General features: G+C 54.4%; 16 protein-coding genes. 14 read left to right on the top strand and 2 right to left on the bottom strand.

Annotation, left to right across the window (positions count from 1 at the left end):
• Positions 1-78 precede the first annotated feature (78 nt).
• The 3 genes from ggt to N512_RS0114495 all read left to right on the top strand — a co-directional run bounded on the left by ggt (position 79) and on the right by N512_RS0114495 (position 6,498).
• Positions 79-1,821, top strand: a complete 1,743-nt coding sequence (gene ggt / locus N512_RS0114505) for a gamma-glutamyltransferase (RefSeq protein WP_028780800.1) — start codon at positions 79-81, stop codon at positions 1,819-1,821.
• 616 nt (positions 1,822-2,437) lie between these two features.
• Positions 2,438-4,531: a putative Ig domain-containing protein gene (locus N512_RS0114500; RefSeq protein ID WP_028780799.1), complete on the top strand. Its 2,094-nt coding sequence runs from the start codon at positions 2,438-2,440 to the stop codon at positions 4,529-4,531.
• 338 nt (positions 4,532-4,869) lie between these two features.
• Positions 4,870-6,498 (top strand): methyl-accepting chemotaxis protein, encoded by a 1,629-nt coding sequence (locus N512_RS0114495; RefSeq protein ID WP_028780798.1) that lies wholly within the window; start codon positions 4,870-4,872, stop codon positions 6,496-6,498.
• 505 nt (positions 6,499-7,003) lie between these two features.
• Here the strand turns inward: N512_RS0114495 and fadJ are convergent.
• Positions 7,004-9,142, bottom strand: a complete 2,139-nt coding sequence (gene fadJ, locus N512_RS0114485; RefSeq protein WP_037475169.1) for a fatty acid oxidation complex subunit alpha FadJ — start codon at positions 9,140-9,142, stop codon at positions 7,004-7,006.
• 6 nt (positions 9,143-9,148) lie between these two features.
• Entirely contained in the window at positions 9,149-10,459 is a 1,311-nt protein-coding gene (fadI, locus tag N512_RS0114480; protein ID WP_028780796.1) for an acetyl-CoA C-acyltransferase FadI, read from the bottom strand.
• A 243-nt stretch (positions 10,460-10,702) separates the two neighbouring features.
• Between fadI and N512_RS0114475 the strand changes: the two genes are divergently transcribed.
• The 11 genes from N512_RS0114475 to N512_RS0114420 all read left to right on the top strand — a co-directional run bounded on the left by N512_RS0114475 (position 10,703) and on the right by N512_RS0114420 (position 23,492).
• Entirely contained in the window at positions 10,703-11,659 is a 957-nt protein-coding gene (locus N512_RS0114475; RefSeq protein WP_028780795.1) for an AAA family ATPase, read from the top strand.
• Entirely contained in the window at positions 11,659-12,603 is a 945-nt protein-coding gene (locus tag N512_RS0114470) for a DUF58 domain-containing protein (protein ID WP_037475166.1), read from the top strand. Before N512_RS0114475 ends, N512_RS0114470 begins: the two co-directional genes overlap by 1 nt.
• Positions 12,600-13,103, top strand: a complete 504-nt coding sequence (locus tag N512_RS23135; protein ID WP_051472819.1) for a DUF4381 domain-containing protein — start codon at positions 12,600-12,602, stop codon at positions 13,101-13,103. The genes N512_RS0114470 and N512_RS23135 overlap by 4 nt, the downstream gene beginning before the upstream one ends.
• Positions 13,097-14,086 (top strand): vWA domain-containing protein, encoded by a 990-nt coding sequence (locus tag N512_RS0114460; RefSeq protein WP_028780793.1) that lies wholly within the window; start codon positions 13,097-13,099, stop codon positions 14,084-14,086. Before N512_RS23135 ends, N512_RS0114460 begins: the two co-directional genes overlap by 7 nt.
• A complete protein-coding gene (locus N512_RS0114455; RefSeq protein WP_028780792.1) occupies positions 14,083-16,131 on the top strand; it encodes a vWA domain-containing protein in 2,049 nt (682 codons plus the stop codon). The genes N512_RS0114460 and N512_RS0114455 overlap by 4 nt, the downstream gene beginning before the upstream one ends.
• The gene (locus tag N512_RS0114450) at positions 16,125-17,744 is read left to right on the top strand and encodes a BatD family protein (protein WP_028780791.1); all 1,620 of its coding nucleotides are present in this window, start codon (positions 16,125-16,127) and stop codon (positions 17,742-17,744) included. The genes N512_RS0114455 and N512_RS0114450 overlap by 7 nt, the downstream gene beginning before the upstream one ends.
• A gap of 299 nt (positions 17,745-18,043) precedes the next feature.
• Positions 18,044-18,607, top strand: a complete 564-nt coding sequence (locus N512_RS0114445) for a sigma-70 family RNA polymerase sigma factor (RefSeq protein WP_025011133.1) — start codon at positions 18,044-18,046, stop codon at positions 18,605-18,607.
• Positions 18,600-19,304 carry a DUF3379 domain-containing protein gene (locus N512_RS0114440; protein ID WP_028780790.1) on the top strand — a complete coding sequence of 235 codons (705 nt, stop codon included), beginning with the start codon at positions 18,600-18,602 and terminating at the stop codon, positions 19,302-19,304. The genes N512_RS0114445 and N512_RS0114440 overlap by 8 nt, the downstream gene beginning before the upstream one ends.
• Before the next feature lie 148 nt (positions 19,305-19,452).
• A complete protein-coding gene (gene putP / locus N512_RS0114430; protein WP_028780789.1) occupies positions 19,453-20,904 on the top strand; it encodes a sodium/proline symporter PutP in 1,452 nt (483 codons plus the stop codon).
• Between the two features lie 362 nt (positions 20,905-21,266).
• Entirely contained in the window at positions 21,267-22,553 is a 1,287-nt protein-coding gene (locus N512_RS0114425; protein ID WP_028780788.1) for an OmpP1/FadL family transporter, read from the top strand.
• Positions 22,554-22,775: 222 nt separating this feature from the next.
• Positions 22,776-23,492, top strand: coding sequence for an SIMPL domain-containing protein (locus N512_RS0114420; protein ID WP_028780787.1), 717 nt, complete (start codon positions 22,776-22,778; stop codon positions 23,490-23,492).
• The last annotated feature ends 8 nt before the right edge of the window (positions 23,493-23,500 follow it).

Genomic DNA, 23,500 nt, shown 5'->3' with positions numbered 1-23,500 from the left:
CCGAGGCAAACTTGCAATCAAGGATAATTGGCGGCACATTGCATAGCAACTTAAGCAAAAGCAGTATAAGGAAATATAGTGCGTCTGATAAAACCGCTGATCTTCGCCGTCGCTCTGGCTCTGCCTGCAGCCTCCACCCTGAGTTACAGCCCACAAGCTACCGCCAACGAATCCTCGATTTACAGTGAAATGGCCACAGCCCAGCCCGTTTGGGCCAAGCATGGCATGGTTTCCAGCCAAGAGGCACTGGCTTCCCGTATCGGGGTGGATATTCTCAAGCAAGGCGGCAATGCAGTAGATGCAGCAGTGGCCGTGGGTTATGCCCTGGCAGTGACTTTGCCCCGGGCCGGCAATATAGGTGGCGGTGGTTTCATGCTGGTACACCTGGCGAAGGAAAACAAGACCATAGCCATAGACTATCGGGAGATGGCGCCTTCCAAGGCCCACAGGGATATCTTCCTCGATGACAAGGGCAATGCGGTCAATAAACTCAGCCGCGAGCACGGCCTGGCGGTGGGTGTTCCCGGCACTGTGATGGGCATGGAGCTGGCCCTGTCCAAGTATGGCACCATGAAACGGGAACAAGTGATAGCCCCGGCGATCAAACTGGCGCGGGAAGGGATCAGCGTTACTTCAGATCTGGCCAACTCCCTCGATGGGGTTAAGCGCCGCATCTCCCAATGGCCAAGCTCTGCCGCCATCTTCTACAAGGCAGATGGCAGCAGCTTTGTACCGGGCGAAATCATCAAGCAGCCTGAGTTGGCTCACTCACTGGAGCTGATTGCCAAACAGGGCAGCAAAGGATTTTACCAAGGGGAAACCGCCGAGAAACTGGTGAGTGCCATTCAGGCCGCCGGCGGCATCATGACCCTTGAGGATCTCAACAACTATCAGGCCATAGAGCGCCAGCCGGTGCGCGGACACTATCGAGGCTATGAGGTGGTTTCCATGCCGCCGCCATCATCAGGTGGCATTCATATCATAGAGATCCTCAACATTCTCGAGCAGTACCCCATCCATGATCTGGGCCACAACACCGCCGCCACTTTGCATCTTATGGCCGAGGCCATGAGACGGGCCTATGCCGATCGCAGCGAGTATCTCGGCGATCCGGATTTCTATCCTGTGCCGGTCAAAGCCCTGTTGAGCCCGGATTATGCCAAGACATTGGCCAAGAGTATCGACACCAAGCACGCCACTCCTTCGAGCCAGGTCAAACCCGGCAAGCTGGCACCCTATGAAAGTGACCAGACAACTCACTACTCGGTCGTGGATAAATGGGGCAATGCGGTATCCAACACCTATACCCTCAACTTCAGTTATGGCTCTGGGCTGGTGGCCGATGGTACAGGGATTTTGCTGAACAATGAGATGGATGATTTCTCAGCCAAACCCGGCACCCCCAACGGTTATGGCCTGGTGGGCGGTGAAGCCAACTCGGTACAGGGCAACAAGCGGCCACTGAGCTCCATGAGCCCGACCATGATAATGAAAGACGGTCAGCCGTTTCTGGTTACCGGCAGCCCGGGTGGCGCCAGGATCATTACCACAGTGCTGCAGATCATCATGAATGTAATTGACCACGACCTTAATATCGCCGAAGCCAGCTTTGCGCCGCGGATGCATCACCAGTGGCTGCCGGATGAAATTCGGGTTGAGCGCAGCCTCAATGGTGACACCATATCACTGCTGGAAGCCATGGGCCACCAGGTCAAGGTCAAAAGTTCCATGGGCAGCACCCAGAGCATTATGGTGACCGAAGAAGGTAAATTTGGTGCATCTGACCCGCGCCGTGCCGGCAGTGAGGCGGCAGGCTACTGAGCCCAGTTACCAAAACCTAAGCTACTGAAAAAACTCCTTAGACAGGTTTCCTAAACAAAGTGGTGAGCGACGGGCATTAAATTCGGCTTAGCTCTCATTTAAAACAGTTCCATTTAGAACAGCTCCATTTAGAACAGCTCCATTGAAAACAGCTCCGCAGATGCCACTCTTGCGGAGCTGTTTTTTTACACTGAACCAAGGTTCACTTTTAACAAAACGGCGGCTTAACCTCCGCGCATTGGCGTGGGCTAAATACGCGCTAATTCAATCCAGAGCTTTCATTTCTGCTACCCGAGACGCAATTAACAAGCCATCAATAACTCTCTTATTTATAAGCATTTATCAATCCATTCAGGCGGCACATATCCTTGCTTCTGACAAGTAAAAACTCAGATAGCGGCACTTTTGGCGATTATGACGCCAGTATGTGTTCAAAATTAAACCACAGCTCAAAATTCAACCTATCACACTGTTTTTAATCAGGAATTTTATGTGAAGCCAATCAATTTATCTTTTATTTATCAAAGTTATCATCTGCACCCCTTTAAATGGAACTTTTGTATCTAAAAAGGTGAATGGGCGTCATCAAGGCGCTCAAATTATTTTGGGATAAAGAATGAAGAATACGACTTTGCTTGCAGCGTCAATAGCACTGGCACTGGCCGGTTGCGGCGGCAGCGACAACAATGACACCCCCACAGCCAAATCATTTTCGGTCACAGCCATTGATGGTTATCTGGTGAATGCCGACGTTTATGCCGGCGAAAACTGCCAAACCAAAGTGGCGACAACCGGCAAAGGCGGTATTGCCCGGATCGATGGCCAATATCAGGGACAAACACTGTGTGTTAAGGCCATTGCCGACAAGACCATGGATGAAAGCCGCGGCTTGGTGAAAAAAACCTTTGAGCTCAAGGCCCCGGCAAGCAAAGATGCCAACAGCCAGGTGATCAGCCCGCTGACAGACTTGGTTGTCAAGCATATGGACGCCAACCAAGGTGTATCCAAGGCGGATGCCGAAAAAGCTGTGTCGGCTCAATTTGCAGAACTTAAAGCCGAACCAGAGCTGCTGTTTGGTGACTATCTGGCCAAGAGTAGTGCCAACAAGGTCGCTCAAGCGCTGAACATTGTCGGCGAGACGCTGGTTAGCCATCAGGGCCTGGCTGAAGCGCATCTGCAACGCTTGGTTGAAGATGTGGCTGCCAAGGTAGAAGCCGGTGACAAACTCGACGACTACGAGCCGGTGATCACCCCAGAAGGCGGTGTAGAGTCCAACCACAGGCCTCATATTGCCTTGAGCCAGACTGAGCTGGACAAGCTGACCCAAATTGAAGTGGAACTGGGTCAGCCGATGACTGCCGTAGATTTGTCAGCCGCTTTTGCCGACAAGGACAACGACAGCTTCACTCTGAGCCTGATGGAGGAAGATGGCAACATAGCACTGGAAACCCTGGGCCTGGCATTCGATGCCAAAACAGGCGTACTCAGCGGCACACCTAAGGTAGCCGGTGAAATTGAGCTGCACGCTTACGCCACCGACAGCAAGGGCGCCCGCTCTTACCCACTGGAAATTGAGATTGAAGTCAGCAGTATCAACCATGCTCCTGTCATCAACCCGGCTGAAAAAGCCGAACTGGAAGCTGAACTGGCACGCATGTCGCTGACAGTAGGCAATCAAATCGATCAGGTGATTGACCTGGATGAGCTGTTTGGCGATCAGGATAAAGATCAACTGACCTTCAGCGCCATGACGGATATGCAAGGTATCGCCCTGAAAATTGAGCAAGGTGACTCATTGCGTTTGTCCGGCAAGCCTCTGGTTGCCGGCGACTTTGTGATCACTGTGACAGTCAATGACGGCAAACATGCAGCTGTGAAGACCGACCTCAAAGTCAAGGTTGCCGATAACGGTGTCGAACCAGAGCCCAAACATCCGCTGGAAGGCAAAACCTGGTTCACTACAGAATGGGGTTCTGCCGACGAGAACGACGACGGTGTGATGCAAGTATGGTGCGACACACTGGAGTTCAAAAACGGCTCTGTGCTGCGTAATGTCCGTACTCAAGACAACCTCAGCGAATGTTCCGCCACTGCAACCGTGGAAGTCTCCACTTATATCATTAATGAACTAGGCCAAATGGTGCTGGAGTACGGCGATGATGAAGGTGTTGAACATCAGGAAACCATCAAGCTGAACGACGCCATTGCCGGTGTCGGTGACAATGCCAAAGTGCTGCAACTATGGGACGGTCGCTATACCCTGTTCAGCAAAGCCGATGATGTAGAAAAACGTCTGGATATTGAGTCTGATGACGATGCCCAAGGTCGTATGTTTACAGCGGAGCTGCCGGCGGCCACGGAAGCAAGCTATCAGCTCGGTCACCTGACCATGCAGATGACAGCTGCGGATAATGGCGGCGCCAAGGTGGGGCTCTACTTCGATGTGCCCAACACCGACTTCAGCTGTGATGAGGTAAGGGAGTTTTACGACCTCAACCTCAGCTACGAAGGTATGGAATATCGCATTCCTGCCTATCTATTCCCCGGTGAAGAAAATGGTATCGAATACTGCCAGGCGCAATTCGATATCGAGCAACCTGTTGTCGGCAAGATCTACAGTGTTATAGGTCATGTTACCGAAGAGGATGCCGGTCTGGTGGAAGAGATTAAAGCCAATATCCAATGGACAGGGACAGGCAATAACGAGTGATACCGCTAAATAGAATCGGCGCCTTGACTGAATAGGGCTCTGATGCCGTGAACTCTACCAAGCCGGCGGGCAAGATGCTGACCGGCTTTTTTATCTCAAGTAAACCCGCTCTACCTTTCTTTAGTGGCTCGTAGCATGTAACGCCGCATATTTATTCCCCTTGGCAAAAACACAACTCCCGCCTGGCTTTGGCACTCACTTGGCATCACCCACAAACGTTGGGAAAGTCACAATCTTCAAACGGAATAGCAAACTGTTTATAACAGGTGGGAGTCCCCCGGAATCAGGCTATAGTTATTGTACATTTGTCTAATAGCCAATCCTTGATGGGGAAGTAAATGAATATTAGAGACTTAAGTGTCGTTAAAAAAATATGGGCGAGTTACCTGGTCGTCTTTGTGGTATTTGCTGCTGTAGCCATATTATTGGTACTGAGCCTGTCGGCATTGAACCAAAATATCAAGGTGCTGACCGACAAGAGCCTGCCTTCGGTGGCCATATTGAAAGGTATCCAGGTCGATATCACCAAGGTTCGAAAAGATGAGTTTTCACTGCTTCCCAATATAGATAACCCGCAAATAGGTGAATGGCTGCAAGGGCTGGATAAACTGAGAGCCGACGTTCAGGCGGGCATAGTCGCCTACGAAGCTTTGGATCTGAGCAGGCAAGAGCAGAACGCTTTTAAAGCCTTTAAAGACACCTGGAATCAATACATTCAGGAAACCCGTTCCTATAATGAGCTATTGAAAAAAGGTGATGCGACAACCGCCAATCAGGTGATCCTCTCCAGCTTTGATACCTATTCCCGCGCCTTGACGAGTCTCGACAATACCTTGGGGCTCAATGATGAATTAATCAATAAGATCAGTGATGACGTTCAGCATGAAGCCTCATTGACCCAGTACGGTGCTGCCATAGGTGCGCTCATCATCATAATGGTGATAGCCCTCTCCTCTACCTTGCTCTCGCGGGCAATTTGCCGCCCCATAGACAGGGCCCTGAAATTCGCCGCCAAGATAGCCAAGGGACAACTGAATAACGCCATAGATGAGCAGGCCCTGACCAAGGATGAGCTGGGAACACTACTGAAAGAGTTGGTCACCATGCAGGCTAACCTCCACTCTCTGGTGTCTGAGATCAGCGACTCCACCATCCAACTGACCGCAGCAGTGGAGGAAGTGAGTGCCATTTCGGCGCAAAATGCCTCGAGTATGCAAAACCAGCAATCAGAGCTCAGCTCTGTCGCATCGGCCATGACCCAAATGCAGGCAGCAGTCGCCGAAGTGGCCCAAAACACCGAAGCCGGGGCAACGTCGGCCTATTCGGCAACCGAAGTCGCCAAACAAGGCACTGCTACCCTGCAACGCACAGTGGCGGTTATCGAGCAAGTGTCCAAGAGCATTCAGCAATCCGATCTATTGGCAAGGGAGCTGGAATCAAGCTCAAACAACATCAATATGGTGGTCGACGTTATTCGCGGCATCGCGGAACAAACCAACCTCCTGGCACTGAATGCCGCCATAGAAGCGGCCAGAGCCGGTGAGCAAGGACGTGGATTTGCCGTGGTCGCGGACGAAGTGCGCTCTTTGGCGCAGCGCACTCAGGATTCAACCTCGCAAATTGTCGACATCGTCAATCAACTGCAGGAAAACAGCAGCAAAATCGGTCTTTCCAGCCAAGAATGTCAGACGGGTATCACCCAATGCGTAGAGCAGGTTAACGAAGCCGGAAACCAAATAACCGAAATAGAGCACTCGGTGGAAAACATCGCCCAAATGAGTACTCAAATTGCTACCGCCTGCAGTGAGCAAAATGCGGTATCGGAAGAGTTGAACCGCAGTGTCGACCATATCAATAACGTGTCGACCGAAATGGCCGAAGGGGCATCGCAAACGGCCATAGCGTGCCAGGAGATCAGCAACTTAACCCATAGCCTCAAAGCCAGGATGGAAGTATTCAAGCTCTGAGTCAACATTAACCCAGCTTCTGTGGCTTACGGCGAATCCCGCCAAGCCACAGAAGCTGGCTCACCATGGAAACAACCGATAAGCTGACTGGATAAAGAGTGTGGTCAGTTTGCCTTTATCAAGGCTAGAAAACCTCTGCCAAGGCTGACTTATCCAGTGGACAGGCTTTCAGATCATTAAACGCGGCATCGCCCTGTATCTGATGCCAGATTGACATCAGCATTCTGCTCATTGATAAGCATAGCGACCGACTGATATTGGATTGGCTCCTTGCTCTTCCCTGAGCTCTGCCACCTTGGTTGCCAAGAGCGGGACGTCCCAAGCTTCTATAAAAAAACGCCCCGGTGATTTACTGCCTTACCGGGGCGTTTGGTTGGAGGGTTGCGGCCTGAGGCCGCTTTTACAGTAAAGCAGCGCTGTTATTCGAAGCACTGTAACTCAAAGCACTGTTATTCAAAGTGCTGTTACTCAAAGGCTATTCGAAGAACAGCCATTCCAATCACTGTCAGTCGAAGAAGCGTCGTCCTTCTGCGGCCATGGTCTTGAGCAATTCACTCGGGGCGAATCTGTCGCCGAAGCGGCTCTGGAAGCGTTCCAGCTTGGCCAGCAACTGATCGGCGCCCATGGTGTCTATATAGTGGAAAGGCCCACCGAGGAAAGGCGGGAAGCCAATGCCGAAGATGGCGCCAATATCACCATCGCGGGCAGAGGCTATGATGCCCTCTTCCAGACACCGCACCGCTTCATTGAGCATCTGCACCACACAGCGCTCTGCCAGGTTGGCATTTTCGGCGCCAACACCCGGCGCTATCCCCAGCACCTGATAAACGCTCTTGTCCACTTCCTTCTTCTTGCCGGCTTTGGGACCGTAGAGATAGAAGCCCTTGGCGTTCTTGCGCCCCTTGCGGTCATCGGCGAGCAGCTTATCGAAGGCAGAGGGGGCAGCGAAACGCTCACCCAACTCTTTTTCGAGTATCGGCGAAATCTTGGCGCCCACATCAATACCCACTTCATCGAGCAGAGTGATAGGGCCGACCGGGAAACCAAACTTCACCAGCGCCTTATCCAGGCTCTCGACACTGTTGCCCTCGAGCAGCAGCTGCGCCGCTTCATTCATATAGAGCGCCAGAATACGGTTAACATAAAAACCGGCGCCATCTTTCACCACTATCGGCGTCTTGCCCTGTTTGCGGGCAAAGGCCACTGTGGTGGCTATCGTCTGGGGCGAGGTCTTGTCGTGAGCAATCACTTCCACCAGCGGCATCTTCTCTACCGGCGAGAAGTAATGCAAGCCGATGACGTTTTCCGGCCTGGCGGCGGCTTCGGCAATCTGACCTATGGGCAGAGACGAGGTGTTGGAAGCAAAAATAGTGTGTTCACCGCATTCGCGCTCGATATCCCGCACCATTTGATGCTTGAGGCTGAGATCCTCAAATACCGCCTCGACCACTATGTCGGCATCCTTTACCCCAACATAGTCTGTAGTCGTCGTCATCAAAGCCATCTGCTTATCGCGCACCGCCGGGGTCATATGCCGACGCTTGACGCCCTTATCCAGTAACTTATAGGCATAGCCCAGCGCATTGCTGAGTCCCTGCTCACTGATATCCTTGACCCGCACCGGAATTTTGGCCTTGGTGGTGGTCACTGAGGCGATACCGCCGCCCATCAGGCCTCCGCCGAGCACTACGGCCTTGTGAACCGGACTCGGCTCAGCACCTTCGGCGCCGGTTTCCTTTTTCATTTCTGTGGTGGCGAAGAAGATGGAGCGCAGCGCCGCCGACTCGGGTGTCATCACCAGCTCGCCGAAATGGCGCGCCTCTGTGGCCAAACCGGCCTCTATCCCCTGGCTCATCCCCACTCGCACACAGTCGATGATCTTGTCCGGCGCCGGATAGTTACCCTGGGTTTTTCTGGCAACCTGTTTACGGGCCTGATCAAAGATGATTTTCTGCCCAAAGCCGTTGCTTTCGAGCAGCTTGTTCATCATAGGTTTATTATTTTTGCCTTTACCGCGCTTGGCTTTGCCGGCCAATGCCAGTTCAACCGCCGCCTCCAGCAGAATCGACTTGGGCACCACATCGTCCACCAGCCCCATCTTCAGCGCCTGCTTGGGGCGAACCTGTTTACCGGTAAGCATCATATCCAGCGCTGTGGTGATCCCCACCAGGCGTGGCAGACGCTGGGTACCACCACCGCCCGGCAGCAGACCGAGCTGAACCTCCGGCACCCCCAACATGGTTTTCTTGTCGTCACTGCACACCCGCAGATGGCAAGCCAGTGCCAGCTCGAGGCCGCCACCGAGACAAGCGCCGTGAATGGCTGCAACCACGGGGATCTTCAGCCCTTCCAGTTCGGCAAACACCTTATGCCCTGAGCTCGACAGCTCGCGGGCATCGGCGGCGCTTTGACAGGCATCGAGCATGGAGATATCGGCGCCGGCCACGAAGGAGTCGGGCTTGCCTGAAATGATCACCAAGCCCTTGATACTGCTGTCCGCTTTGATTTCGCTCAGCAAGGCGCTAATCTCAGGGCCGAATTCGGCCTTGAGGGTATTCATGCTTTCGCCGGGTACATCCATGGAAAGAATGGCAATGCCATCGTCGCGGCGGCTGAGGCTAAAACTCTTGTTGCTGTTTTCCATCTGCAATTACTCCACTTCCACTATCATTGCCACACCCAGACCACCGGCCGCACAGGCAGTTGTCAGACCCGTACCGCCACCGCGGCGCTTCAGTTCATTACACACTTGGGTGATCAAGCGAGTACCCGTGGCCGCAAACGGATGGCCATAGGCCAGCGAGCCGCCGAGCACGTTGAACTTGCTCATATCGATTTCACCAATGGCGCGGTTCTGACCGAGTTTTTCCTCGGCAAACTTCTTCGAGGCAAACATCTTCATATTGGCCAAAGTCTGGGCGGCAAAGGCTTCGTGCATCTCTATCAGGGTCAGATCTTCGAGCTGCATACCGGCGCGTTTCAGCGCCAGTGGCGTAGCGTAGGATGGCCCCATCAGCATGTCTTGCCAAACATCTATGGCGCTGAAGGCATAGCTCTTGATATAGCCAATGGGGGTGTAACCCAGGGCCTTGGCTCGACCTTCACTCATCAGGATCACCGCCGAGGCGCCATCGGTCAACGGGGTACTGTTGGCGGCGGTGACACTGCCGTGCTTGCGGTCGAATACGGGTCTGAGTTTGGCATAAGACTCAAGCGAGGAGTTGTCGCGGATATTGTTGTCACGCTCGATAAAACTCTTGTAGGGCGGCACATGAGCCACCATGACTTCATCCTTGAGCTTGCCTTCATTCCAGCTCTGGCTCGCCAGGGTATGAGAGCGGTGGGCCAGCGCGTCCTGATCGGCACGGCTGATGCCGTGGCTCTTGGCCATCTGCTCGGCGGTTTGCCCCATGGACAGGCCGGTGGAATATTCGGCCACAGCTGGCGGCACAGGCAAGAGATCTTTAAACCCCAGACGGCGAACTATGTTCCACTTCTGTCCCAGGGTACGGGCTTTGTTGAGATCGACCAAGGCATGGGCCAACTTGCGGGATACCCCGATAGGCAGCACAGAGGAGGAATCCGAGCCCCCGGCTATGCCTATTTCGATATTGCCCGTCATGATCGACTCGGCAATATTGACAGTGGACTGAAAACTGGTGGCACAGGCACGGGTAACACTGTAGGCATCTGTGTGCAAATTCATGCCGGTACCCAGGACAATTTCACGGGCAATATTGGGCGCTGCCGGCATCTGTACGACCTGGCCGTAGACAAGCTGCTCAATCAGCTTGGGGTCCAATTCACTGCGACTGAGCAGCTCATTGACCACCATCTTGCCCATATCCAGCGCCGATACGCCGTGAAACGCCGTCGCCTGTTTGGCGAACGGGGTACGCAGACCGGCCACTATGGCAATCCGCTCGCCCCTGGCATTGGTTACCTGTTGTCTGTCACTCATTTGTCACCCTCTTTACAGTGGCGCACGCCGAAAACTGGCCCTGACGCTGCGCTTTATTGTTTTTCCATAAGAGACCCGTACTGCCCTAAACAGGTCTGACCATTAAAAATGTGATCTGATTCTAACTTCTTGTTGGCCGGTTTTAAACACCTGTTTGTTTTTTTAACACTAGCCAAGGGCGCAGGGAATTCTTTACCATAACCGCTGTCTATAGTTGGGCCTTAAAATAAAACGAGTAGCATCATGCCTTTGAGTCGATTTCATGCACTGCGGACCTATCTGGATCAAGTGATCATAGGTCAGCCAATTTTGACCGAAAACCTGCTTATCGCTCTGATAGCCGATGGCCACCTGTTAGTAGAAGGACCACCGGGGCTAGCCAAGACCCGAGCCGTTAAAGCTCTGTGTGATGGCATTGAGGGCGACTTTCATCGCATTCAGTTTACCCCGGACCTGCTGCCGGCCGATTTGACCGGCACCGACATCTATCGCGCCCAAACCGCGACCTTTGAGTTTGAGGCGGGGCCGATATTTCACAACCTTATTCTGGCGGATGAAATCAACCGCGCCCCGGCCAAGGTGCAGTCGGCCCTTTTGGAAGCCATGGCCGAAGGCCAGGTAACAGTGGGCAAACACTCCTACAAGTTACCGCCGCTGTTTTTAGTGATGGCGACCCAAAACCCGCTGGAAAACGAGGGCACCTACCCGTTGCCGGAAGCCCAGCTTGACCGCTTCCTGATGCACCTGAACCTGGATTACCCGGAGGCAGACACTGAACTTGAGATCCTGCGTTTGTCCCGCAGCGAAGCCAAGACCCACGGCATGGAGAAAGTCACTCCCATAGGCCAGCAGGAAGTGTTCCTCGCCCGGGAGCAAGCGCTGGAGCTGTATCTGGCCGAACCGCTGGAGCGTTATATTGTCGACTTGGTGATGGCGACCCGTCAGCCTCAGCGCTACAGCGACCAGCTTGCCAAGTGGCTGGAATACGGTGTCAGCCCGCGGGCGACCCAATCCATCGAGCGCTGTGCCCGCGCCCGCGCCTGGTTATATGAACGTGACTTTGTCTCCCCTGAAGATATTCAAGCCGTGGTGCCCAATGTACTGCGCCACCGTTTGCTGCTGAGTTATCAGGCGCAGGCCGAAGGGGTCAGCCGCGATCAGGTGATTGACCATGTGCTCAATCAGGTGGCCGTTCCCTGATGAAAGCCGCAACAACAGACTCTTCACTGCCACTGTTTGCCGACGGCCTCCACCTGTGTGAGGCCGAGCTGCTTGCCTGCCAGAATATCGCCCGCGCTCTGGGTGACAGGCAGGGGAAAGCCCGTGCGGCCATGGCCGGTCACAGAGCCAGCCTGGTCAAAGGCCGCGGCATGGAATTTGCCGAAGTGCGTCACTATCAACAGGGCGATGATGTCCGCACCATAGATTGGCGGGTCACAGCCCGCACCGGCAAGGCGCATACCAAGCTGTTTGTCGAGGAGCGTGAGCGCCCTATTCTGCTGTTGGTGGATATGAAACACAGCCTCTATTTCGGCTCCCAGCTGTTATTGCAGTCGGTACAGGTGGCGCATCTGGCGGCAACCTTGGGCTGGAATGCCATCATGCAGGGCGACCGTCTCGGCGCACTGGTGGTGGGCGATAGCGCCCACAGAGAACTTAAGCCAAGAGCTCGCAATCAGGGGATCCTGGCACTGATATCGGCGCTGGTGACGGTACACAAGTCGCAGCTCGAAGCGCTGGATAGCCCCCATGAAGATGGTCAGGCGTTAATGCTCCAGGCCTGTCAGCGTCTGGCACGACTGGCCAAACCCGGCTCCCTTATCTGGATAATCACAGACGGCAACGGTTTTGGCAGCGAATGTCAGCAGGCGCTGTCGGAACTCAAACGCCACTGCGAGCTGGCGGCCTTTGTGGTAACGGATCCCATGCGCCAAGGCACACTCGAGCTGCCGCGGCAGTTTGCCCTGCCCGTACGGGAGTCGGGCCGCAGCCTGATCTTGGATCGCAGCGGTTATGATGCCTGGCTCGGTCGTCAGCGCGCCAACCTGGCGCAGTTTGATACCCTGATGCAACAACTCAAGGTCCCGGTTCGCACTCTGGATGCAGGCCGGCGCCTCAATCAACAATTGACACTGTTAAGATGAATCCCAATCAAGCCAATCCGGCGCTGAGTGCGCTCAAGGATATTCAACTGCCGGCCGAGGTGCCCTTTTGGCCTCCGGCTCCCGGTATTTGGCTGCTGATGCTGCTGGCCTTGTTACTGCTTGGCGCCGCGGCATTCTTTGGCTATCGGCGCCTGAAGGCAGCCAAGGCTCACAAGGCGGTGGCTCAAGCCGCCATGACTGAACTGACACAGCTGCAGGACCAGGACCCGGAGCTGCTATCCAAGATGAGCGCATTGTTGAAACGCACCGCCATCAGCTATGGTGAGCGCGCCCAGGTGGCCGGACTCAGCGGCAAATCCTGGGCCGAGTACCTGGATAACGCACTGCCAGCCGAGCAGCGTGGTCGCTTCGCCTCTTTGCTCGAAAATCAATACCGCGGCCAACCGAGCACAGCCCCCACCGAGTTGCGGGCGCTCTGTGTTTGCTGGCTCAAGCGTGCCCCCAAACACTTTGCCAAGGGAGGCAAGCCAAGATGCTGACTCTCCATTGGCCCTGGTTACTGCTGCTTATTCCATTGCCGCTGCTGCTAGCCTATCGCCCCGCCGTCAACAGCGGCGGGCAACTGCAACTGCCCGGCGTCGATGCCCATGCCCACGAGCAGCAACAAAGCAAACGCAGAGCGCCCTTGAGTCTCTGGCTGCTGTGGTGCCTGTTGCTGCTGGCCATCGCCCGGCCACAGTGGCTCGGCGATCCCATAGAGCTGCCCACCGAGGGGCGGGATCTGATGCTGGCGGTGGATCTCTCCGGCAGTATGCAGATTGAAGACATGGTGCTCGATGGCAAGGCGGTAGACAGATTCACCCTGATCCAGAAAGTGGTCAGCGACTTTATCGAGCGCCGCGCCGGCGATCGTATCGGCCTGATATTGTTTGCCGATGCCGCCTACCTGCAGGCGCCACTGACTCAGGACAGACGCTCTGTGGCTCAGTATCTCAAGGAAGCCCAAATCGGCCTGGTGGGCAAACAGACCGCCATTGGCGATGCCATTGCCCTGGCGGTAAAACGCTTCGATAAGGTGAAAGACAGCAACCGGGTGTTGGTGCTCTTGACCGACGGCTCCAACAATGCCGGCAGCATAGTGCCGGATCAGGCCGCCGCGATTGCCGCCAAGCGCGGCATCACCATCTACACCATAGGTGTGGGCGCCGATGTGATGGAGCGTCGCACCCTGTTTGGCCGTGAGCGGGTCAACCCCTCGATGGATCTGGATGAAGCCCAGCTGCAACGGATAAGCGATGCCACCAAGGGGCGCTATTTCCGTGCCCGGAATACCGAAGAGCTGGAGCAGATCTATCAGGAAATCGACAAGCTGGAGCCCGTCAGCCGTGACGCCCTCAGTTACCGGCCGCAATCCGAGCTGTTTTACTGGCCGCTGGGGCTGGCGCTGGCACTGAGCGTACTGCTGCAGCTGCAGAGCCTGTTGCTCAGCGTCTGGCCAGGGCGTTGGGGGAGGAAATCATGAGTTTGCACTTTATCCGTCCCGAATGGCTGTGGGCCTTAGTACCGCTGGCATTGCTGTTAGTGCTGCAAAGTCGCCGTCAAGCGGGCCAATCTGACTGGGATCGTTATATTGCGCCTCATCTGGCGCCACTGCTGTTGACCCAAGGCAGCAAAAGCCGCCGAAACCGCCTGCCCTGGCTTGGTCTGGTCTGGTTAGTGGCAGTACTGGCCTTAAGCGGCCCGGCGCTTTACAAGAAACCCCTGCCGGTATTTGCCAGCAGCACAGGACGGGTGCTGGTGATGGATATGTCTTTGTCCATGTATGCCACAGACGCCGCCCCCAACCGTTTGACCCAGGCCAGGTTCCGCGCCACGGATCTGCTGGAGCAACTCAATGAAGGGGAAACCGCCCTGCTGGCCTACGCGGGTGACGCCTTTGTCATCAGCCCCTTGACCAGGGATCGCAACACCCTGCTCAATCTGTTGCCAACCCTGAGCCCGGCCATCATGCCAGTGCGCGGCTCCAATTTGGCCGCGGCGCTGGATAAAGCCAAGGAACTGCTCAGCCAGGGCGGCCACCTGCAGGGCGATATCATCTTGATGACAGATGGCGTCGGCAGCCGTCAGCTCAATGCCGCCAAACAGGCGATTGAGGGCAGTCACTACCGCTTGGGCATTCTGGCTATAGGTTCATCCCAGGGTGCACCGATAAGGCTGCCGGATGGGCAACTGCTCAAGGACAGCCGAAATGAAGTGGTAGTACCGGCCACCGACTTTGGTCTGCTCAGCGAGCTGGCAAGTGCCGGGAACGGCATTTTGGTGCCCTACAGCAACGACGGCAAGGATCTGCAAACGCTGCAGCAGTGGCTCGCCACCAGCTCGGATGCCACAGAAACAGATCTTGCCGGCGATACCTGGGTCGACCTTGGCCCCTATCTGGCATTCTTGCTGTTGTTGCCGCTGCTCTTAAGCTTTCGCAGCGGCCTGCCGGTGCTGTTGCTGCCATTGAGTCTTGGCCTGCTTGTCAGCCCACCGAGCCAGGCGAGCGGCTGGGATGACCTCTGGCAAACCCGGGATCAGCAGGGAATGCAGGCTTTCAAGCAAGAGGATTTTGCCACTGCCGCCGACAAGTTTGTTGACCCCGCCTGGCAAGGCAGCGCCCGCTACCGCGGCGGTGACTATCAAGGCGCGCTGCAAGCTTTCGAACAAGATGACAGTGCCACAGGCTTATACAACCAAGGCAATGCCCTGATGCAGCTTGGCCAATATGAAGAAGCCATCAAGCGCTACAGTAACGCCCTGACACAAGTGCCCGATATGCAGGATGCCATTGACAATAAGGCGTTGGCGGAATCCTTGCTAAAGCAGCGAGAGCAGCAACAAGATCAACAGAGCCAGGATAAGCAAGAGGATCAAAGCCAGCAGGATCAACAACAGAATTCTCAGTCCGGCAAGGATCAGAGTCAGGGCAGTCAGGACAGCGCCCAGGGTGACAACAGCCAGGGCCAAAACCAGGACAAAGAGCAAGGTCAAGACAGCCAAGCCGACCAGGGCTCAGATAAAGACGCTAACAAAGAGAATAGCGAGCCTTCCACTGCCGACTCGCAGCAAAATGATGCTGACAATCCCGCCGAGAAGGACGCCGAAAAGGACGCCAAAGGCGATCAGAACCCGCAAAATGCCGAGGATAACACTGGCGCAGGCTCTGAGCCTGAGATGCAGGCTTCTTTGCCGCAAGAGCAAGAGCCGCAAAATGAGTCAAGCACAGCTGCAAGTCAAAACGGTGCAGCTAAGCAGGATGGCTCTGAGTCTGATGCAGACAAGGCCAACTCGGCGAGCCTTGCCGAGCAACAAGAAGGGCCAAACGATGAGCAAAGTGATGAACAGATTAAGGCACAAGTTGCCGCCTCGTCACTCGAGGACACCGAGCCCCTGCCCCCTGAAATGGAGCGGGCGCTGAAGGCATTGGTGGATGACCCGGCCACTTTGCTGCGCAACAAGATGCAACTCGAGTATCAAAAACGCCGCCAGCGCGGCGAGACGCCCAAGGACAATGAACAGTGGTAACTAGACTTATTCCTCTATTGCTTCTGTGCCTGCTGCCGCTCAAGGCACTGGCACTGACACAGCTTCAGGCCTCGGTCGATCGCAATCCCGTGACCGAGAGCGAGTACTTTATGCTGTCCGTGGTGGCAGATGATGAACTCGAAGCCCAGGCACTGGACACCTCGGCCCTGTTGAAAGACTTTATCGTCGGCCGCACCAGCGTCAGTCGCAGTACCCAGATCATCAATTTTGATGCCCGCAAGGAAACCCGCTGGCAAGTGATGCTGGCCCCCAAAACCACCGGCCAGGTTACTATTCCGGCTCTGAGCATCGATGGCGTCAGCAGCGATGCCATCGAATTGAAGGTGATGCCGGCCGGTAGTCGCCCGGAGGCGCAAAAAAACCTGTTCCTGCGTACCAGTATCTCGGCCAAGGAGGCCTATGTCGGCCAACTACTCACCTACAAAGTAAAACTCTTTTTGGCCGTCGAGCTGCAGCGTGGGGTGTTGTCGGCCCCCTCCATCAGCGGCGCCCAGATAAAACAGCTCGGCGAGGATAAAGAAAGCAGTGAAATCGTCAACGGCCGCCGTTTTCGGGTGATAGAGCGCAGCTACGGCATCATAGCCGATGAGCCGGGCGAGCTGGCGATTTCCGGTGCCAACTTCTCTGGCGATGTGCTGGTCGATACCCCAAGACGGGGCATGTTCGCCTTTCAGGAAAGTCGCCCCATGCAGGCCCAGAGTGACAGCATGCTGGTCAGCATCAAGCCCATCCCGGCCGAATATCACGGCGACTGGCTGGTATCGGATCTGGTGATGCTCAAAGAGGAATGGGACGACAAGCAGACTTTTGAAGTGGGTCGCCCTATTACCCGCAACCTGACACTGCTGGCATCCAATGCCGATGAAACCAGCCTACCGGAGCTTAAACTGAGCTTGCCGGACAATCTCAAGAGCTATCCGGAAAAGGCGCAGCGCAAGACCTTTGTTCGCGACAATCAACTGGTATCGCAACTGACCCAGACCATTGCCATAGTGCCCTCGAAGCCGGGGAGCTATACCCTGCCGGAGATCAAGGTGCCTTGGTGGAATCCGCATTTGAAACAGCAGGAGTTCGCCCTACTGCCGGCGCGCACTATCCAGGTGGCCCCCGCCGCCGATATGCCGCAACCAACCATCAACCAACCTGCGCAGGAGCCCGGCAGCAGCGCAGGTTTCTGGCCTTGGTTGACGGCCCTGTTTGCGTCGCTGTGGCTGGCCACCTGTGTGTTGTGGCTAAAGGCGCGCAGGCAGCAAGCTCCGACCGCTCCGGCAACAGTGTTGCAAGCTCAAACAAGCCAAACCCAGCCGGGATTGAGCCAGGCTTGTCAGCAAGGGGACTTGAGCCAGGTGTTCAAGGCGTTGCAGCAGGAACTCAGTGATATCACAGGCCATAGCGTCACACTCGATGAACTGCCGAAACTGGCCCCTGAGTTGGCCGCCGTTGTCGCCAAGATTCAGGCCAGCCGCTATGGCAGACAAAGCGGCGATCCCGGTCAGCATTTCCCGGCGCTGCTGCAGGCCTTTGAGCGCTTCAAGAGTCAGTACTCCAACGCCGCCGGTACGGCCTCAGTGCTGGCGCCGCTAAACCCTTAATCGACTGCTTCAGCCATAGCGTCTATTCGCTATGGCTGAGTGCCCGTCTGGGTATAGCCTGCAGTTACCATTTCCCCTCTCAAGGCCTTTAACAGCAGACTTTTTCAACCAACTGTTTCCCTCCCTTTTCAACAGTGTGTTTACCCTTATCCCGATATTTCGGCCATCACTTTTACCGCCAAGCGTGCTGAAATCCAGGCTAAATCAGGCTTGCAACCGATTTTACACTCATGGTATTTGCCAGAATGCCCCCAAGGCCATTAAGCTTAGCGGCAACAAAAATAAAACAAGCATGGAAAATGTTCGATAGCTGGCGAAAGAAAAAGTCTGATGACGCGGTCATTTCTGACATGCTGAATAAACAAAGACGTTACGATAGCCTGGTCAGGGCGCTGCATACCGATATTTACCGCTACGCCTTCTGGCTTTGCGGCGACCGTCATGTGGCCGAAGATATCACCCAGGAAACTTTTCTCCGGGCTTGGCGCTCGCTGGATTCTTTGAAAGATGACAAGGCGGCCAAGGCTTGGTTAATCACGATTTTACGGCGGGAAAATGCCCGCCGCTTTGAGCGTAAACAGTTTGATTATGCCGATATCGGCGAAGAGCATTGGCAGGATCCCGGGTCCCAGAGCCAGGAAGATCATGCCGAGCACTATCTGCTCAGGCGTCAAATCGCCCAATTGGAACCCGAGTACCGGGAGCCTTTGTTATTACAGCTGATAGCCGGATTCAGTGGCGATGAAATTGCCCAATTGCTGGATCTAAACCGAAATACTGTCATGACCCGCTTGTTTCGGGCCAGGAATCAGTTAAAAGAAGCACTGGAACACTCCAAGGTCAGAGGTCAATCCAATGGATGAGCTGAAGTTTCGCCGCCAGGCCTATGGCGACCCCAATAATCAGGATCCCGAGTTTCTCGAGGCCCTCAGCCAGAGCGAGGACAATCAGGCGTTTATCGCCGAACTCAAGGCACTCGATGGCAAAATAAGTCAGGCGCTCAGAATTCCTGTGGCCGAAGATCTGAGCGAAAAACTGCTACTGAAACAGCAGCTGGCCGTGCATCACGCCCAACGCAAACGCACCGGCTGGATGCTGGCGATGGCGGCCTCCGTCGCTTTTGTTGCCGGAGTCAGTTTCAGTCTCTGGCGCCAGGGGCCGGTGGATTTAGGACAACACGCCCTCGCCCATGTCCGCCATGAAACCATTGCCATGACCAGTGATGCCGATATCTCTTATCAGGCGGTCAATGCCAAGCTCGCATCGCTCAAGGGGTTGGGCAGTGCCAGATTCAACAGCCAACCTGGACGGGTGTTTTACAGCACCTTCTGCGATTTTCAGGGAATTGAGAGTATTCACCTGGTATTGGCCGGTGAACAAGGCAAGGTAACAGTGTTTATTGTGCCCCCTGAGCACAGGGTGATGCTGGCCGAGGCCTTTGCCGACAGCGAATACCGGGGAGAGGCGATAAAAACCGACTCAGCTTACCTGGTGTTGGTAGCCGAATATCCTCAGGACCTGGACGCTGTTAAAGAAGAAATAAAACAGAGCTTTATCTAAGGTATCGAGGTTCTTTGCTTGCCAAAGCTCCCGGCGAACACTCGCCGGGACTGGTCAGATCTGCTTCACATAATCTGTCAACATTGGGCGCTTTGGCAAACTTTTGCTAGTATCCGCGCCAAACAACAACACAAAAGTGTAAACCAGCATGCATATTGAAACCCCGGTAATGATAACTTTTCTGGGCTATTTGGCTCTGATGATGGGGATAGGTCTTTGGGCCTACAAGGCGACCGATTCGGTCGATGACTATATTCTCGGCGGTCGCAAGATGGGCCCGGCCGTGACCGCTCTCAGTGTCGGCGCCTCCGACATGTCCGGTTGGCTGCTGCTGGGTTTGCCCGGCGCCGTCTATCTCGGCGGTCTGGGCGAAGCCTGGATGGGAATAGGCCTGTTACTGGGCGCCTGGCTTAACTGGCTTTTAGTGGCCAAACGCCTGCGGATCTATACCCAGATGGCTGACAATGCTCTGACGCTGCCGGACTTTTTTGAGAAGCGTTTCAACGACGAGGGTGGCCTCCTGAAACTGGTTTCCGCCGTCACCATATTACTGTTTTTCACCTTCTACGCCTCCTCCGGCATGGTGGGCGGCGCGGTGCTGTTCAGCAATGTCTTTGGACTCGAGTACCTGACGGCGCTGCTGATAGGTTCCGCGGTGATAGTGGCCTATACCTTTGTCGGCGGTTTTTTTGCCGTCAGCTGGACAGACTTCTTCCAGGGTTGCTTGATGTTGATAGCCCTGTTGATAGTCCCGGTCAGCATGTTTACCCATCCAGAGAGTCACAAGAGCCTGGATGCCCTGGACCCGGCTATGCTGTCGTTATGGAGCGATAAGCTGACCTTGATAGGTCTGCTGTCGGCTCTGGCCTGGGGGCTGGGTTACTTTGGACAGCCCCATATTCTGTCGCGCTTTATGGCGATTAACAGTGTCAAGGATCTGCCGGTTTCGCGCCGCATCGCCATGAGCTGGATGTTTATCTCCCTGATCGGCGCCCTGGCGACCGGCATTGCCGGCGCGCTCTATTTTGCCGACGAGCCGCTCAAGAATCCGGAAACTGTGTTTATCCATCTGACTCAGATCGCCTTTAACCCCTGGATTGGTGGTCTGCTTATCGCCGCTATCTTGTCGGCCATCATGAGCACCATAGACTCGCAATTGCTGGTGTGTTCCAGCGTGATCACCGAAGATTTCTACCGTAAGTGGCTCAGGCCCGAGGCTTCAAGCAAGGAGCTGATGTTGGTCGGTCGTACCGGCGTGTTGGCCATTGCCATTATCTCAGTGGTTGTTGCCCTGGATCGGGAAGCCAGCGTACTGGGTCTGGTGAGCTATGCCTGGGCCGGTTTCGGTGCCGCCTTCGGCCCTGTGGTGATCCTGTCGCTGTTTTGGCGTGGCTACAGCCGCAACGGCGCCATTGCCACCATCCTAGTTGGCGGCTTGACAGTAATCATCTGGAAACAATTGGAAAGCGGTATCTTCGCCCTCTATGAAATATTGCCTGGATTCATTCTGGCCACCCTGGCCGGGGTTGTAGTGAGCCGTTTGTCGCCGCCATCCGAGGCTACAAAGACACAATTCAGTCGCTTCGAACAGAGCCTCTAAGCTCGTAAATTCAGCTTTCAATTGCCCGCCCTGGCGTTTGGCGTACACTTGCACGCCAAACGCACCGCCAGTTTGTAATTTATTGTTTCACCCGATTTTACAGCTTAGCAACACACAGACTTGTCACCTTCAACCAGCCACTATTCAGCTATTGCAGCTTTTCCGGCTCGACCTGCATTTTGAAGTTCATCGCACGTTCGCAGCACATTCGCAGAAATTAACCAAAATATTACAAAATTTCACATCTGGTCGGAGTTGTTGGCGCTATAGGGCGTCCATAAGATGCACTGGACTAATAAGCGGGTGTCTGTGGGGTATTAGAGACTGACAGCCAACCTGCAAACATAAAAGAGAAGATAATAATGAAGTATTTCAACAAGACTCTTATCGCGGTTTCAGTAGCGCTGGTCAGTGGCCAGACCCTGGCAGCCGGTTTCCAGCTCAACAGCCAATCAGCCACAGGTATCGGCCGCGCCTTTGCCGGTGATGCCGTGATTGCAGATAACGCATCCGTGTTATCCCGTAACCCGGCCGCCATGGCACTGTTTGACAAAGCCGCTATATCGGTTGGTGTCACCACTGTTGACGTCCAGGTAGATATCAAAGACGTTAACTTCATGGGCGGCCAGGTGGATCTGGGTGGGATTGATGATGCCGGCAGTGTCAAATGGATCCCCAACATCTATTACATCCAGCCTTTGAATGATAAATGGGCTGTGGGCTTTGCTGCCTTTTCCAACTTCGGTACCGGCACAGACAGCGCCTCATTGGTCAATAGCAAAACAGTTGCGGCTCCCTATGATCTAATAGGTAATACCGAAGTAACCACCATCAACTTCAACACCAGTGTGTCTTACCGCATCAATGACATGCTGAGTTTGGGTGTCGGACTGGATTTGGTTTATGGCGAAGGCAACCTGGATCGCTATTACAATCAAATGCCATTGGTCGATGTGGATGCCGATGGTTGGGGTATTGGCGGTATTGTTGGTGCCACACTTGAGCTGAATGAGAACAACCGTTTTGGTCTGAGTTACCGTTACAGCCCCAATGTCGATGTGAGTGGCCATATTGCGACACTGACACCTTTGCCTGGCCAAACAAACAGTTTTGCTTCAACCCTGTTTGACGAGTTGGAAGTGCCTTTGGCAGACATATTCCAGTTGGCCGGTTTCCACCAGTTAACCGAAAACTTTGCTGTCCATTACACGGCTCAATACACCCGTTGGGGCAACTTCGATCAAATTACAGCCAAAGATGGTGTCAGCAGCATTTATGGTACAGGTACTGTGATTGCCAACAATGTCAATGTCCCTCTGAAGCAGTATCAGTGGAAAAACTCCTGGCTGATGAGTGTGGGCGGAACCTACGACATCAATGAGCAATTCACTGTTCGCGCCGGTTACATGTTCGACAATGGTGTTGTTGATGAAATCAGTTCAATCTCCATTCCTGATTCTGACCGTCAATGGTTCACTGCAGGCTTGAGCTACCACATCAACCAGCATCAAACCATCGACTTCGGTATGGCCTTTGTTAAAGGTGAAGAAGTGGAACTGGTAGAAAACAGTGCAGTAGTTGGTCCGGTTAACGCCATTACCAAATCAGAAGCTATGTACTACTCAGTGCAGTACAGCTATCAATTCTGAGCCAAGGCTCCAACGAGTTTAAGCTGACAAGGCCGCCCTTCTGGGCGGCTTTTTTGTTGATTAACAGCAAGTTGTTCAGGCAGCATTCAAGCTTACAGATGCATTCTCGGCAAGGCTTGGTTATCTTATGGATGGTGTAGATTGCGCTGCATCGGCTGGCTTATACAGGGCCGGATATAAGGCGTACTTCGTACCTCTCCTATGTCACAAAAGGATTTCGAAATGAGTAAAAATTATTCTCTGGCGGCCCTGTTGCTTGGGGGTTTTATTTGCGCCGGTTTACTGCTGCTTGGCACCAGTATTGGAAACAGCCTGCTGGCAATGAAAGGTATGGAGCGAACCGTGGCGGTCAAAGGTCTGGCTGAACGCGAGGTCAAGGCCAACGTCGCCATCTGGCCGATTCGCTTCAATGAGGTCGATAACGATCTCAACACCTTGTATCAGACGGTGCAGCAAAAAACAGATAAAGTGACGGCCTTTCTTGAACAGCAAGGTTTCAACAAGGATGAAATCTCTGTCTCTCTGCCTTCCATAGAAGACAGGCAAGCCCAGGGTTATGTCGATCCCAATGTTAAGTATCGCTACGCCGCCCGAGTGACAGTGTCGCTTTATACTCACCAGGTGGATCTGCTGCTTGAGAGCCGTAACAAGCTGCTGGCCCTGGCCAAAGAAGGCATAGCCATCGCCAGTCAGGACTATGACAGTCGCACCGAATTCCTGTTTACCGAACTCAACAGTATCAAGCCGGCCATGGTGCAGGAGGCTACCCAAAATGCCCGTGAAGTGGCCGAGAAGTTTGCCAAAGATTCAGACTCGGTACTTGGGAAGATCAAACAAGCCAGCCAGGGCACCTTCACCATTTCCGATCGCGACAGTAATACGCCTTACATCAAGAAGGTGCGAATCGTCTCTACCCTCACCTACTATCTCAACGACTGAACTTTTGA

The sequence above is a fragment of the Shewanella sp. 38A_GOM-205m genome (assembly GCF_000518445.1).
GTDB lineage: Bacteria > Pseudomonadota > Gammaproteobacteria > Enterobacterales > Shewanellaceae > Shewanella > Shewanella algae.
This window is presented reverse-complemented; position numbering and strand designations above follow the sequence as displayed.

Coding starts and splice junctions, on each gene's coding strand:
- N512_RS0114470 (WP_037475166.1), top strand. CDS start 11,659: ATGAAAGCCGCAACAACAGACTCTTCACTGCCACTGTTTGCCGACGGC.
- fadI (WP_028780796.1), bottom strand. CDS start 10,459: ATGAGTGACAGACAACAGGTAACCAATGCCAGGGGCGAGCGGATTGCC.
- N512_RS0114455 (WP_028780792.1), top strand. CDS start 14,083: ATGAGTTTGCACTTTATCCGTCCCGAATGGCTGTGGGCCTTAGTACCG.
- fadJ (WP_037475169.1), bottom strand. CDS start 9,142: ATGGAAAACAGCAACAAGAGTTTTAGCCTCAGCCGCCGCGACGATGGC.
- N512_RS0114500 (WP_028780799.1), top strand. CDS start 2,438: ATGAAGAATACGACTTTGCTTGCAGCGTCAATAGCACTGGCACTGGCC.
- N512_RS0114440 (WP_028780790.1), top strand. CDS start 18,600: ATGGATGAGCTGAAGTTTCGCCGCCAGGCCTATGGCGACCCCAATAAT.
- N512_RS0114475 (WP_028780795.1), top strand. CDS start 10,703: ATGCCTTTGAGTCGATTTCATGCACTGCGGACCTATCTGGATCAAGTG.
- putP (WP_028780789.1), top strand. CDS start 19,453: ATGCATATTGAAACCCCGGTAATGATAACTTTTCTGGGCTATTTGGCT.
- N512_RS0114420 (WP_028780787.1), top strand. CDS start 22,776: ATGAGTAAAAATTATTCTCTGGCGGCCCTGTTGCTTGGGGGTTTTATT.
- N512_RS0114425 (WP_028780788.1), top strand. CDS start 21,267: ATGAAGTATTTCAACAAGACTCTTATCGCGGTTTCAGTAGCGCTGGTC.
- N512_RS0114460 (WP_028780793.1), top strand. CDS start 13,097: ATGCTGACTCTCCATTGGCCCTGGTTACTGCTGCTTATTCCATTGCCG.
- N512_RS0114495 (WP_028780798.1), top strand. CDS start 4,870: ATGAATATTAGAGACTTAAGTGTCGTTAAAAAAATATGGGCGAGTTAC.
- N512_RS23135 (WP_051472819.1), top strand. CDS start 12,600: ATGAATCCCAATCAAGCCAATCCGGCGCTGAGTGCGCTCAAGGATATT.
- N512_RS0114445 (WP_025011133.1), top strand. CDS start 18,044: ATGTTCGATAGCTGGCGAAAGAAAAAGTCTGATGACGCGGTCATTTCT.